11 protein-coding genes are annotated in these 13,499 nt (G+C 54.6%); 8 read left to right on the forward strand and 3 right to left on the reverse strand.

What is annotated here, in order from left to right:
* Positions 1-491 precede the first annotated feature (491 nt).
* From BMZ14_RS08615 to BMZ14_RS08640, 6 genes are all read left to right on the forward strand, one after another.
* Positions 492-1,400, forward strand: coding sequence for a glycosyltransferase family 2 protein (locus tag BMZ14_RS08615; protein WP_218145001.1), 909 nt, complete (start codon positions 492-494; stop codon positions 1,398-1,400).
* Between the two features lie 262 nt (positions 1,401-1,662).
* The gene (locus BMZ14_RS08620) at positions 1,663-2,397 is read left to right on the forward strand and encodes a class I SAM-dependent methyltransferase (protein ID WP_074796763.1); all 735 of its coding nucleotides are present in this window, start codon (positions 1,663-1,665) and stop codon (positions 2,395-2,397) included.
* Positions 2,394-3,728 (forward strand): ATP-grasp domain-containing protein, encoded by a 1,335-nt coding sequence (locus BMZ14_RS08625; RefSeq protein ID WP_074796765.1) that lies wholly within the window; start codon positions 2,394-2,396, stop codon positions 3,726-3,728. The genes BMZ14_RS08620 and BMZ14_RS08625 overlap by 4 nt, the downstream gene beginning before the upstream one ends.
* Positions 3,683-5,038, forward strand: coding sequence for a phenylacetate--CoA ligase family protein (locus tag BMZ14_RS08630; RefSeq protein ID WP_143071934.1), 1,356 nt, complete (start codon positions 3,683-3,685; stop codon positions 5,036-5,038). The genes BMZ14_RS08625 and BMZ14_RS08630 overlap by 46 nt, the downstream gene beginning before the upstream one ends.
* Positions 5,035-6,120, forward strand: a complete 1,086-nt coding sequence (locus tag BMZ14_RS08635) for a CapA family protein (RefSeq protein ID WP_083396724.1) — start codon at positions 5,035-5,037, stop codon at positions 6,118-6,120. Before BMZ14_RS08630 ends, BMZ14_RS08635 begins: the two co-directional genes overlap by 4 nt.
* An 8-nt stretch (positions 6,121-6,128) precedes the next feature.
* Complete coding sequence (locus BMZ14_RS08640) at positions 6,129-7,076, forward strand: lysylphosphatidylglycerol synthase transmembrane domain-containing protein (protein ID WP_177186950.1); 948 nt, start codon at positions 6,129-6,131, stop codon at positions 7,074-7,076.
* A gap of 425 nt (positions 7,077-7,501) precedes the next feature.
* Here BMZ14_RS08640 and BMZ14_RS15465 read toward each other — a convergent pair whose 3' ends face one another.
* The gene (locus tag BMZ14_RS15465) at positions 7,502-7,633 is read right to left on the reverse strand and encodes a hypothetical protein (RefSeq protein ID WP_256208513.1); all 132 of its coding nucleotides are present in this window, start codon (positions 7,631-7,633) and stop codon (positions 7,502-7,504) included.
* Positions 7,634-7,833: 200 nt separating this feature from the next.
* Between BMZ14_RS15465 and BMZ14_RS08645 the strand changes: the two genes are divergently transcribed.
* Positions 7,834-9,327, forward strand: coding sequence for a lipopolysaccharide biosynthesis protein (locus BMZ14_RS08645; protein WP_074796773.1), 1,494 nt, complete (start codon positions 7,834-7,836; stop codon positions 9,325-9,327).
* Between the two features lie 132 nt (positions 9,328-9,459).
* Positions 9,460-10,425 (forward strand): hypothetical protein, encoded by a 966-nt coding sequence (locus BMZ14_RS08650; RefSeq protein ID WP_074796775.1) that lies wholly within the window; start codon positions 9,460-9,462, stop codon positions 10,423-10,425.
* A 3-nt stretch (positions 10,426-10,428) separates the two neighbouring features.
* Here the strand turns inward: BMZ14_RS08650 and BMZ14_RS08655 are convergent, their stop codons facing one another.
* Positions 10,429-11,970, reverse strand: coding sequence for a hypothetical protein (locus BMZ14_RS08655; RefSeq protein WP_143071935.1), 1,542 nt, complete (start codon positions 11,968-11,970; stop codon positions 10,429-10,431).
* A gap of 295 nt (positions 11,971-12,265) precedes the next feature.
* Positions 12,266-13,312: a glycosyltransferase family 4 protein gene (locus BMZ14_RS08660; RefSeq protein ID WP_074796779.1), complete on the reverse strand. Its 1,047-nt coding sequence runs from the start codon at positions 13,310-13,312 to the stop codon at positions 12,266-12,268.
* Positions 13,313-13,499 lie beyond the last annotated feature (187 nt).

The raw sequence follows: 13,499 nt of genomic DNA on the forward strand, positions 1-13,499 counted from the left end.
CCTTGGACGATTGTTTATCGAAATCGCTGGCGGCGCGCTTATTTATTTCTTAACCCTGTGGCGTTTCTATTTAAAATGGCTGGAGGATGCGATAAAGCTATTCCTAAGAAGGCATAAGGCAAATTCCGCCGCCTAGCAGTCCGTCGATCTTCTCCTCAATTCCACCCGCAACTTCGCATTGCCGGATAATTATTGCTTTCAAAGAAGCACGCTGCTTTGAGAATATTGAAGAATGTATGTATGCGATAATTAAATATGGAAAAAACGAGACACCCGTTCTCTATCGTATGCCACGCTCGAAGAGATTCGAATTGGCGACTGCAGCGGGACGTCGAGCGCGAGGCCGCAGCCTTGCATGGCGTGACTGCATCTGGTCGGTATTGCCCCAATACTGAGACAATACCAGTTGGTGGGCGCTCGCTTGCTCATGGATGAATCATCTGAGCTAAATGATGGATAACCCAGTTTCCATGTCACCAGAAATAAGTATCGTGATCCCCACATTTAACAATGCGGCGGGTTTGGTTTTGCTGGCCGATCGGCTTAGCTGTGTGGTCAATGGCACAGGAAAGTCATGGGAAGTAATACTTGTTGATGATGGCTCCTCGGACAATAGTTGGCGTGTCATTGAAGATATCGCGCGGGACCGGCCAGGATTTCGGGGTATCCTCCTTGGCCGCAATATGGGCCAGGCTCGCGCCACGCTGTGCGGAATCCGTGCAGCAACTGGGGATATCGTGGTCACCATGGACGACGATCTGCAGCACGAGCCCGAGGCTATGCCTATGCTGCTTGCCGAGTTGGATAGTGACGGCGGATACGATGGACTGTTCGCCTGGTTTCCGGACAAGCAGCACAGTGGCTTGCGTAACTTGGGCTCGCGCATCGTACGCTATCTCAACGCCCGTGCCTTCGGCCTCGGCAAGGTGAAGATCTCATCCTACCGTTTGATGCGAAGGCAGGTGGCGGACTTCATCCGTGCCAACAAATCATCCATCGCCAGCCCGGGCGCCATGATGCTCGCAGCGACCAGGCACATCAAATCAGTGCCCATCGAGCACCATCAGCGTGCTTTCGGTCGCTCCAACTACACCTTGATAAGTCAGTTGCGACTGGCGCTGACCAACCTCTTCGCTGTCAGCCTGTTACCACTACGTCTCATCGCCGGGCTAGGGATTGCTACCGCTATGGTGAGTGCGATTATGGTGCTGGGCACGCTGGTGCGCTACTTCACCACTGGTTTCGGCGTACCCGGATGGGCAACGCTGGTGATTCTGATCACCTTCTTCTCCGGCATGATCTTGCTCTCCCTCGGGGTGATCGGCGAGTATCTCCTCCGGGTGCTGCGCGAGTTGCAGTATACTGACGCGGTGCCGGTGCGTCGGACCATCGGATTCTAAACTTCCGCGGCCCACATGGCGCCAAGACGTGCGACCACGGATACTCTCAGGACTTCGCCGATGAGTTGTGTGATTCTGCAGCCCAGCTTCATTCCCTAGTGTGGTTATTTCCACCCTATGGTTACCCAAACCGCCCTCAACTATTATAACCCCTTCGACGGTCAGGTCTCGATCCTGGACCTGCTGTTCAACGCTGGGCAGAAGCGCCAGGATATATTTGGGGACGTGGGCGAGACGAATTTAACAAAAGGATCTGTGATCGATGAGTAACGAGCTTGATTGGCATGCCCATGCTTATGGCGCGGGTTTCGACTACGCCTTCGACAATAACATCATTTCCAATTGGTACCCGGACCGGATTATGGCGCTGTCTCGCGAGTCCGGGAGTCTCCTCGAACTCGGCATCGGCCGGGGTGTGACGACCGAGGCGTTTTCCCGACATTTTGTCCGCCATGTGGTCGTCGACGGGTCGCCTGTCGTTATCAACCGCTTTCGCGAACAGTTTCCACAGTGTACGGCGGAGGTGCTGGAGTCCTACTTCGAAAAACTCGATATCGAGGAGCGGTTTGACGCCATAGTGATGGGCTTCGTCCTCGAACATGTGTACGAGCCGGTTGCACTGTTGAAGCATATCCGTCGATTTCTGAAACCAGGCGGTCGATTGTTTGTTGCGGTTCCAAATGGTGAATCTCTGCACCGGCGCATCGGCCATGCCGCGGGATTGCTACTGGACATGACGGCATTGGGTAAGGGCGATCTGGAGCTCGGCCACCACCGCTCTTATTCCGTCACCACGCTGGACGCGGATCTTACAGCGGCAGGTTGGATGATCACGCGTCGGGAAGGCATCTTTCTGAAACCCTTGATGACCCACCAACTGATCTCCCTGCAACTTGGATCGGACATTATTCGTGGCATGTGCGAGGTGGGCATCGGCTACCCGGAACTAAGCTGCGCGCTATTGTTCGAAGCTGTCGCCGCCAAGGAGGTGGCTTGACCCTCGTCGCGCCAGATTTTCTTGAAGGCAAACGCCTGCTGCTCCTCGGCGGCACACCGCTTATGTGCCATGTCGTGCGCAAGGCTCGTGAGCTTGGCGTCTACACCATTGTTACCGATTACTATGATGAGCACCGAGCTCCAGCAAAGGTCGAGGCTGAGGAGGCTTATGCGGTCAGTACCCTGAACGTGCCCGGGCTCGTCGACCTGGCTCGCACCGTCCGTGCCGACGGGGTGTTTACCGGCTATTCGGACATCACTCTCCTGCCTTGCCGCGCGGTCTGTGACGCACTGAGGTTGCCGTTCTATGCCAGTCGCACCCAGCTTGAACAGACCCTGAACAAGCGCCGCTTCAAAGCCCTGTGCCGCAAACACGGCATCCCGGTGGTCCCAGACATCGACCCGGTGCAGTTGCGCGAGCAGCCGCAGCAGGCCCCGTACCCAGTGATCATCAAACCCGCCGATAGCTACAGCAGCCGGGGTATCTCAGTCTGTGCGACCCCGGCAGAGGTAGCGCCTGCCATTGAGCGTGCGCTCAGCTACTCCGGTAGCGGGGAGTTTATCGCAGAACCTTATATTGAGGCCGACGACGTCTATTTGTATCTAACGGTTCAGGATGGAATACTCAGCCTCTCAGCGATGGCCGACCGGTTGATGAACACCGAACAGCCTGGCTTTGCGCCGCAACCGATGGGTTACCTGTTCCCGTCGCGCTACATCGACAATTGGTTTGCCCGCCTCGTACAACCTATGAGGTCGCTCGTCGCCGACCTCGGTCTTCGCAACGGCACCTTTTTCGTCCAGGGCTTCGTGCTCGATGGCACCATCACGCTATTTGAGATGGGCTTGCGGCTATCTGGTGGCGCCGGCTACCTGCCCATCGCTCAAGAGAACGGCATCGATCAGGTCAAAATGCACGTCGCCTATGCGCTGACCGGCCAGTTCGCGGGTTGGGATCTGCGCACCGCCGATAACCCACGGTTCAAGCGACCGCATTGCGTGCTCGTCATACTACTGCGCAACGGGATAATCGGGCGAATCGGGGGCTGGGAGCAGGTCTGCGCCCATTCAGCGGTCTATGCCACACTGCGGCTGCGTGATGAGGGCGACGTCCTGACTGAGGCCGGCACACTGAATCAGGTGTTTGCCCGAATCTACCTGTGTGCGGCGGACAAGCATCGGTTGCTCGTCGCCATTGCACAAGTGCGCGCGCTTTTGTCGATCACCGACATCGAAGGCGCTTCAATGATGTTGGGCTCGTTTTCGCTGGATGCTGTGCCGCTATCATGGGATCTTCAGCAACTGTCACCCACGCGGAGAACGCTGCCCTGATGTTTCGATACGGTTCCCTGGTTAACCATTACGCCGACAGCGTGCGGTTTGCGCGGCTGTCCTCCTCTGCGGTCCGCTGCCGCCAACTCGTCCGCTTCCGGCGCCTGTTCGAGCATGCCCGCGAACATTCGCCTTTCTACCGGCACCTGTACCGCGAGACCGGCGTGGACCGGTTGGTGATCCGCGACTGGGCCGACATCGAGCGCGTGCCAATGGTGGATAAGGCCCTCCTTCGGACGGTGCCAACTCAGGACCTGATGACCCGGCCGATCACGCCGGATCTAGTGCGCATCACCACCAGCGGATCCAGCGGCGAACCCTTCGTAATCTACCAGGCCCGGACCGAGCAATACACCTCTCATGTGCGCGTGTTCGCGATGCTATGCGAGCTGGGCTGGCGGCCTTGGCAACGCATCCTGATGTTGACCCGGCTGGAACCCAGCGCGGTTTTGCAGGTGGAACAGGATTTGGGGCTGCTGACACGGCTGCGTAGGGGTTTAGGGCTGTTCGAGCGCGATATCGCCTCGATCTACACCCCTTTGACGGAGGTTCTGCGCTGGCTCGACTCACATGCGAACGCTCCTGTGCTCTGGTCCACGCCGGGTATCATCACGATACTGTGCGACTTTCTCGAGGAGCAGGGCCGGCGCTACCAGTTCAGGCTGGTGGTGCTGACCTCCGAGACGCTCAGCCGGACGCTGCGCTCGCGCTGCGAGCATCTGCTCGGCGCGCCGGTGGTGAGCCACTATGGCCTCCAGGAATGCCCGACCATCGGTCACCATCCCGGCGACGGCGGTTATTTCCGTATCCAGAGCCATGCCTGCATGCTCGAACTCGTTAACGCCCGCGTTGAAGGGGGTGGCGGCACGTTGGGGGACGTGGTGCTGACCAATCTGGTAAATCACACCATGCCCTTCATTCGCTATCGGACCGGGGATACCAGCGAGGTCCTGCCGGGGCCAGACTGCCCCGCCAAAGTGCTGGGGCTGATCCTCGGCCGGGTGGATGATGTGCTGACCCTGCCCGGTGGCCAGCGGTTCGCCCATCACCATGCGCATGCGCTATTCATGGACTTCCAGCTCTGCACCCAGTTCAAATTCGTCCAGTACCCGGACGGCCGGCTGGCCCTGAGGCTTCGCCTGCGCAGCGGCGAGGCGCCTGAGGCGGTGCGCGACGCAGCGCTAGCGCGCTGGCGGACGCGCTTTGCCGAGGTGCCGCTGGCGGTGGAGTTCGTCGACACCGTCATGCCGGTGGATGCGCGCACCGGCAAGTTCAAGAACATTGAGCGATTGAGTGCGGGATCCGCATGATGAAAGTCAATTTCTTCGGCGATATCTGCCTGGACGGCATCGACTGGCAACGATTTGAGTTCGACCCGGCACTGCGGACCCTGATGGACGACGCCTTCAATGTTGGTAACCTGGAATGCCCGATCACCCTCCATGAGGTTCCGAAGCCGCTCCAGGTACGCAACCTTCGCGCACCGGCGGAATCGCTGGCTCTACTGCAGGGTTTTGCTGCCGTGTCCCTGGCGAATAACCATGTACAGGATTACGGCGAGACGGGCTGCCGGGATACGCTCGCGGCACTCGGGCAGACAGGCATTAGTCATTTTGGCCTCGGGCCCGATCAGCGGTCCGCACTCACGCCGCTGATTCTCGAACGTGATGGCGTGCGCCTTGCCCTGCTCGGAGCCACCCGCTACGCCAATGCCGGGGACGGCCTGCCTGGCACCGCCAGCGAGCGTCCCTCGCGGCTGCGGAGCGTCATCCGCCGACTTAAGGCCGATGGCTGTTTTGTCGTGCCCTATTTCCATTGGGGCTATGAATACGTCCATGTGCCGTCGCCGCGGGAGCGGGGTATCGCCCATGCCTGCATCGATGCCGGTGCAGATCTGGTCATCGGTGCCCATCCCCATGTCTGGCAGGCGTGTGAGACATATCGTGGCCGGCAGATTTATTACAGCCTTGGCAATTTCATCTTCCACTCGCGAGTCTTTGATGGCTTGTCGCCTGTGCCCAATGACCCACGCTTGCAGGAGGGGCTCGTCGTTAGCGTCCAAATCCGGCCGGATCATCAGTATGATGCCGCTGTGCACGTGGTCCGGCTGACGGATACCAGCGCGCATCTGCTGGACGCCACCGGCAGTGCCCCCATCCGGGCCCAGATAACGGCCATGGCGGAGTTGTTGGCGGGGCCACGCCTCTCCTATCTGCGCGCCTATTTCCGGCAAACGCCGGCCATTGCGCGGCAAAACGTGCGTATCCGCAAAGAGTATCAGACGACGGTTGCAGGAAGCTGGGCTGACATCTTGAAGGTCTATCGTAGCTTCAACGGTCAGGACGTGATGAACCGTCTCGCCGCCGCAGTCATCGGCCGCCTGGAGCAATGACACGCGGCTTGGTCAAACTCGCGTTGACGCTGGCTCTGTTGCTGGCGTTGTTCCACTTGTTGGATATTTCCCTTGCCGGCATCCTCGACCGCCTGCGCAATTTTGGCTTCGTGGTTGTCGCGGCCCTGCTGCCGTTGACATTGATCCCATGGGTGTCCGCCAGCCGCTGGAGTTACCTGCTGGCTTTAAGTGGTATCAAAGAGCGCATGACTGTGCTCTGGGGGTTCAACTGGAAGGCAACCTTTCTCGGTCTCTTCCTGCCGGGATCGCAAGGTATGGATTTTTTCCGCATTCTGTTCATCGAGCGCCGTCACCCCGGCAGTCGCGGCGTGGCCGGGAGCACGGTAGTCATCGAAAGGATGATCGGTTTCCTGCTGCTCGGCCTGTTTGCCCTTCTGGCACTACCCTTTGTCTACGATGGGGATCGGTTCCGCCCGGTCCTGGTCCTGGTGCTGGCGATGGACGGTGGGCTGGTCCTGCTGTTACTGGCGGTCTTTCTGGTACGCTGGAAGGCGCCGGCGCCGGGCGGTTCGCGCGTCGCCCGGATGGTCGGCCGAGCGTTGCAGTATCTGCATCGCTTGCACCAGGCGGTACAGCGCTTTCCCTACCGTCGAGGCTTGCTTCCCACGGTGCTGTGGATCGCGGCTTTTCAACTGTCGCTGGTCACTGTCGTTCACCTGCTTTTCCTGGCCTTCGACCAACCGGTGCCCTTCGTGCAGAACCTGTTGCTGTACCCGTTGATCGGGATGTTGACGGTGGTGCCCTTGACCGTGAGCGGGTTTGGGGTTCGGGAAGGGGCGTTCGTGTTTTTCTATTCGCTGGTCGGCGCACCAGCGGAGGTGGCAGTGGGCGTCTCCCTGATGACCTACTTGTTGGTCATCGGCGTCCCGTCCCTGCTGGGCGGGTTGCTGCTGCTGTTTGATCGCGGCCGGGAGAGCAGCATTCCGCGCGGATGAGCGGCAACTATAAATGGGAAAAGCTTGGGAAAACCATGCAAGGGCTTAAAAAACCGGGAATCAAGCGGCTGGTGGATATCGTAGGCCCGTACCCCGGTGGCATCCTTCCCTGCCCGTTGTCCTAACCCGGTTCGGCCCCCAGTCCGCAAGATTCTTCAGTATGAACTTATATACATTCCTGCTCTCCAGCCTTGTTTTTCCCTGCACGAGTGCATCCAAAATCACGATAGTGTTGCGGTTCGCAAAGAGATGGAGTCACCTCAAAGGCGGGATACGAAACATCGGGAGACGCGCCGGCTTCTCAAACTGGAGCGGCTCCTCCCGCGTCGAGACGCACGTCCACTATTATCGCGATGTGTTCGCAGGTACTGGATTCAAGGGTGGATTGGATCAAGCCGTTAATATTGCGATTCAAGTCCAGAAGATTATGGGCTTAATGCCATGTTGGACGCGCCGCTCGAACTCCTCATGCTGCTCAGCACGTTCGCTTTGACCTCACCCTGGTAGTTAAGTGAGGCGATAAAGGACGCATCGACGTAACTATTGCTGGGTGCCATTCTCCTTGCCTAGACTAGGCAAGGTTAAATGTGAGTAGAATCGGGTGACGCTGGCTGGAATTCGGGATTAAATGAATCATCACTTGAAACTCTAGCCCGGTGTCGATGTTTATATGCAAATTTCAACCATCGGCCCCGCAGGTTGCTGGCGTAGAGAAATCACATTAGTGGACTTCTGTTCATTTTCTTGAAGAAACCCCATGGACGAGCAACAAAATAAAACAGAAATTATTAATAAGATTCTGTCCGGCGCTCGTTGGTCTATCGTATTTCGATTGGTAGCTCAAATTATCAGTTGGGTTAGTACTATCGTCGTGGTTCGCTTTATCACCCCCGATGACTATGGGCTTAACACCATGCTTAGAGCTCCGCTGGAGCTATTATTGTTGCTCAGTACTCTCGGTCTCGACCTCGCGTTGATACGGGCAAAAAATATCGAGCAGGATGACTTGCCCAACATTTTCGGGTGGCTTCTGCTTATTAATGGTCTGCTTTTTCTTGCCTATTTCTTTGGAGGCAGCCTGATAGCTGCCTATTTCAACGAACCCAGCCTCGAGCAGCTGGCAAAGGCACTGGCATTTATCTTTCTGCTAATACCTTTCAGGGTTATTCCCAACGCGATTCTGGACCGGCATCTTAAATTCAAATTCAAATCACTTATAGAATTAATCACTGGCGTTTCCGCTGCTATTACTACGTTGGTATTGGCCATCAAGGGTGCAGGAATTTGGGCGCTCGTTGCAGGCACACTGGTAAGTAATATGCTTCAGATAATTTTGCTGATGATCCTGGAACCGTGGTTTATTGTGCCTTCACTTAATTTTTCAGCAGTTCGCCGAATGATGGCCTTTGGCGGAGTTCTGGTTTTAGGGGGCACGATTATCAAGGTTACCGAGAGTCTTGCATTTCTTCTGGTGGGACCGATCCTGGGTGCTGAGTTACTGGGTATATTCGTTGCCGCTTTTGAGCTTGCCTTGCTCCCACTCTCCAAGATAATGGCAGTGATTAATCCAATTATCTTCCCCGCATTTTCCAAGTTTCAGGACCAGCGCGATGACGCGGCACATTATCTAGGCAAATCTCTCGGTATCATATCGCTCGGCATGTTGCCTGTGATGATCGGCACTGCCTGCATTGCCCCAGAGTTTGTGCCCGTGGTATTGGGCGCGAAGTGGTCCGCTGCCGTTACACCTCTTATATTATTGTCGATCAGCATGCCGTTCAGGATGACAACATCTTTCCTCAGACCTGTAATAAACAGCATGGGACGCGCAGATTTGACAGTAAGATCCGGGCTCGCGGGGCTGGCAGTTCTATTGCCCCTGGCGTTAATTGGCGCCAATTATGGGTCAATTGGCTTGGCGGTGGCCGTATTGGCGAGCGAGTTGATCGTTGCTTTTTATACTATCAGCATAAGTGGGGTTGTTTTCAATATTTCTTTTACGAAGATTGGACAGTGTTTATATCCGGCAATTGTTTCTTCGGTTGTTATGGCAGGATGCGTACTTGGTACCAAATACATATTTGGTCAACAGGCCGGCATAGAGGGGCTGATTATTGAAATCGGCGTTGGCGCGGCCAGCTATTTTTTGACCTTACGCACTTTTTATCGAAAAAGATTGATGGATACGATAGAACTATTCTTCCGAAGAGGCAAAAGTCCCGAGTCTTCAGCGCACTCCTCCGCCCTCTGAACCGGACGATCAATAATACAGCGTTTGACCTATCGGTATTCCAACTCGGTTTGAGGTGTAGAAAACAAATAAACTGTCCGGCTTGCAGCAGATGGCCGTCCGGTTTCAACTGGACTTGAAGGAGGCCCCGAGATGAAACTCGGTATTATTGTCGTTTATCTGGTGAATGAAAATACCCGTCTGATTCTTCAGGAACACCTTCGTCGGATAGAACGTCACACTAAAACAATCGATTACACTATATACGGAACTATTATTCGGACACCCGAACCATTAATAGCTCAGTTACGTATCGGCTCTCATCCCAACATGAAGCTGTACGATTTCGCTTCTGATACGCCAAGTCGTGCTGGTACCGTAGTGCATCCCGATGCACGCGAACATGGTTCTTATCTGGATAAACTGACCGGGCTTGCATTCGCGGATGGATGCAGCCATATTTGCACAATGGATATGGACTCGTTTCCTGTCCGTGATGATTGGTTCCACGTCATGTCAGAACAATCCGCAGCATCTTCGAGCGGTGTCGTGGCTGTGTTTCGAGCCGAAAATGGCGATACCGATCTGACGCACCCGTGCGGATTATTGATGCCTATTACGTTTTACGAGAAATTTTCTCCTGTTTTCATACCACCCGATTCATTTTTCTCCAGTGATGAATTTATCAAATATCGTATGGAAACCGGTCAGCGTCCCGATACTGGCGTGGGTATATCTGAGATCATTCATCGTAAGTGTCTAAACTGGACCCGGCTAAAACGCACTAACATAAATAACGACGATATTCTTTTTGCCGGTATATATGGCGATCTTATTTTTCACTTTGGCTCGACCTCCAGAAACATCAAATATAACGGTGCAGACTTAATGAATGACCGCCTTATTCGTACAATTAACTGGATTGGCGAGAATCTCATGTACTTCCAGCCGGGATCACTGCTGGATCGATTACGTGCTTGGCAACGGGAGCGAATTGGCCAGAGAAAAACTCAGGCGATCACGAATATTTTTGAAGCGTATTTCTCTGATCCAGACCGTTACTTGAATTATTTGCGGGGCAATGGTGATTTCTCTCGCTTCATCAAGCAGCATAAATAACAGCTATTGACTGCTTTGGTCCAGCAAATAAACCTTGAGGTTAAGATCCTCAAGTTCAGGACTCCGGTCGGCAGGCCGGTATCTGGAAATGAGCCAGGCATAAGTTAATGGATGCATTCGGCTATATCGGAATTCTGGATTGCCGTCCAGGGCATGGTCGGATAGGAGCACCAATTCCGGCAAAGACGATTCCAGGCGCATGATTTCAGCAATTTCAAAGTCCCTGCCTCTTGGAATCAAGGAATAGGTTTCCCATATTGGCATCTTGACGTGGAAAATAGCATGTATGCTCGGCATGTTGGGTAAGGCCAAGAACCTTCCGGGAGGGCCGGTCATTTCTTGCAGTTCCCTGGTTATCAGTTGCAGTCTCTCCGACAAGCCACGACTTATCCATAGTTGCTCACCAGCAACATCGGTTTTTACATGATCTATTTTGATTAAATTGTGCGCCAGATACGCGTTCGAGCCGCTCAGGGTAAGCAACGATACGCCAAGCAAGCTAACGACCAGCGCCAGCGGACGCGACCCTTTCATTAACCCGCCTGCAGCCATTAGACCGATCAAGGCTGGGAATATGCCTAGCGACAGATGCGTCAGGTCCGGACGGGAAAAAGCATAGTGAGCATAAGGAATAGTGGCAGCAACTGTCGCAAAAAGGACTTTTCTCCCATCGCTGTTCATATCAAAACGTCTAAATGCCAGGGCGAGGATTCCAACCAGAGGAAAAGCCAATAAAAACACAAAACCGATTCCAGTGAATATTGTCACTGATGTCCAAAAAACTCCCACCTCTCCCGGTTTCATAGACCAGGGCCAGGGAACAGGCAGGGGAATGTTGGTCGCGCCATGCTTAAACATCCTGGCGATACTACCTACGAATGCAGTTGCGAAACCATCAGTGGCGAGCATCATGATTAGCGTTGGTGAAAAGCCGATCAAAACGCCCAGGAAAAAATAACCACACAAGCCTGCCAAAGCCCGTCGGGACGGCATCTGGACCAAAAGTGCCGATACCACCAAAATGAATGCGACCGCGCCATATGCGCCGTGATTGCGTCCCATAACGGCTGCAATGCCAAGACAGATACCTGCAAAAAGCCATGTGGCAGGTTTGGCAGTTTTTAGCATGAGAACCAGCATTGCGACAATAATGATGCTGGTGGCATGATCATAGGCCTTGTAATACGGTATCGCCCAGATGGTAAGAATGAAGGCTGCCAGCAGCGCGAACAGCCATCGCACAGCACCTTTCCGTTGCAGGGCCAGCAGGCACGTGAACACGCCCAATAGCGTCCCAAGGGTTTGATAGACGACAGCACTCAGACGAGCAGCAAAGAGTCCATCATCTCCCATGAGGCGCATGAAAGCTGCCGTCCAGTAATACCTGCCGATATCATAGGACATGAAATCTCGCAGCGGCACTTCCCCCTGCAAGACGCGCTGCGCCCCGTACCAATAATAACCTTCATCAGCCAGGTCAAAGTCGTATCGCCAGGTAAGCCAGAACCAAAAGGCTGAAAGACCGACCGCAGTTACTGTCGCCACGAAAAGGTTTGCGCGATATGAGTTGTACGTCGGTGTCATTGTCTCATCGTGTTTTCAGGCTTAAAAAAGGGAACTGTCCCGGCGCGATCAGGTGCTTAACCCGAGATTGCCCCGGTTTTTCGTCTTCCAACCGGTGTGATTTATGTTGCCGGTTGCTTCTTCCGCCAAGTAGCGAGGTAATCATCCAGGAATTGCATCGGTGACTTGTAGCTCGACCTGGCGGCCCCGTGGCGGACATTCCAGGAATGCGTGCAGTGGGCCTGCTCCACATACACAGCTGTTGTCGCTTCACTTCCTAAACATTCTGGAATGTTTCCTGTTTTCCACCTGATGCGGCGGCGTGAAGAATATCTGAATGGCATTGCGCGCTTTTTAACCAGGAAAAGCATCGGCTCCGCTTGAGGCCGGCCGCCGCCCGTTCTGCTCTCACCCGTGGGTTTTGGCAGAAAGTGCGCATGGCTTCCAGCAGTCGATCTTCGTCGCGCGGGTCAATAGTTACCGCCGCTTCTCCGGCTATTTCAGGACAAGCTGAAACATTGGATGTGATGACAGGACAGCCGCACGCCATGGCTTCAATGATGGGGAGGCCGAAACCCTCATACAGAGACGGAAAGACGAAACCAAGGGCTTTGCGATAGAGGTCGGCCAATTCGTCAGTTGTACGCGAACCCGTCATTACCTGCACGCCATCTATCCCGGCGTAGCGCTGTGCGACATGCTCGGGAAGCTTTAGCACAAGCTGAACATTATTATTATCACGTCTGAGTTTGCCGAACGCAGTCAAAATCCTATTGATGTTCTTCCGTGGCTCATCATTGGAGATATGAAAAAAGTAGCTACCCGGCTCGGTGGCGGTACCCGGTGTAAAAGCTTCACTATCCACGCCATGATGGCAAACGTAGACCTTATTGGCGGCAACCCCAGTGTAGCGGATAGTTTCATCTTTGACGAACGCAGATACAGCAATGATAGCTGCTACGGAGGTCTGAGCCTGTTGCCAACGCTCGCGCTTGAGTCTGGCGTAATGGCCCGACATAATCCAGCCTTTCACCGTACGAAAATATTCCCAACCATTTAGCGTTACAGGAGCGAAACCATGCACGGTCACAGCCAGGGGTGGAAGATGGTTCTTCAGGAGAAAACCAGGAGGAGGATTCCCTCCCCCGGAACGAATATCCCAAAGTACATCCGCTGATTTCGGCAGATCTCTCTCATCCTTGAAAGGAATGATCGCTATTTCCTGCTTCGGCAGATGTCTCCGCACATTCTCGGCATAGACCCTGAAGCTCTGGGGAATCTCCGGACCCTGATAGATGCCGACTTGTAATACGCTATCTTTCATAAAGCTCTGTCGAGATATTTTATCGTCAAGTGAGGTGATGGTTCATGTCCCCGGATGGCAATTCCTTTGCTGGCACATGACACGTATTTCCGTTGTCTCTCACCCAAATTATGTGGGGCCGCTCGTTTGATCTTACCTCATCGGCAGAAGCGGCAAATGGGTTTTTACTGAATTACCCTGAACACCT

It is taken from the genome of Nitrosospira briensis, assembly GCF_900115125.1.
Taxonomy (GTDB): domain Bacteria; phylum Pseudomonadota; class Gammaproteobacteria; order Burkholderiales; family Nitrosomonadaceae; genus Nitrosospira; species Nitrosospira briensis_A.

Coding starts and splice junctions, on each gene's coding strand:
- BMZ14_RS08630 (WP_143071934.1), top strand. CDS start 3,683: ATGGGATCTTCAGCAACTGTCACCCACGCGGAGAACGCTGCCCTGATG.
- BMZ14_RS08620 (WP_074796763.1), top strand. CDS start 1,663: ATGAGTAACGAGCTTGATTGGCATGCCCATGCTTATGGCGCGGGTTTC.
- BMZ14_RS08650 (WP_074796775.1), top strand. CDS start 9,460: ATGAAACTCGGTATTATTGTCGTTTATCTGGTGAATGAAAATACCCGT.
- BMZ14_RS08660 (WP_074796779.1), bottom strand. CDS start 13,312: ATGAAAGATAGCGTATTACAAGTCGGCATCTATCAGGGTCCGGAGATT.
- BMZ14_RS08645 (WP_074796773.1), top strand. CDS start 7,834: ATGGACGAGCAACAAAATAAAACAGAAATTATTAATAAGATTCTGTCC.
- BMZ14_RS15465 (WP_256208513.1), bottom strand. CDS start 7,633: ATGGCACCCAGCAATAGTTACGTCGATGCGTCCTTTATCGCCTCACTT.
- BMZ14_RS08635 (WP_083396724.1), top strand. CDS start 5,035: ATGATGAAAGTCAATTTCTTCGGCGATATCTGCCTGGACGGCATCGAC.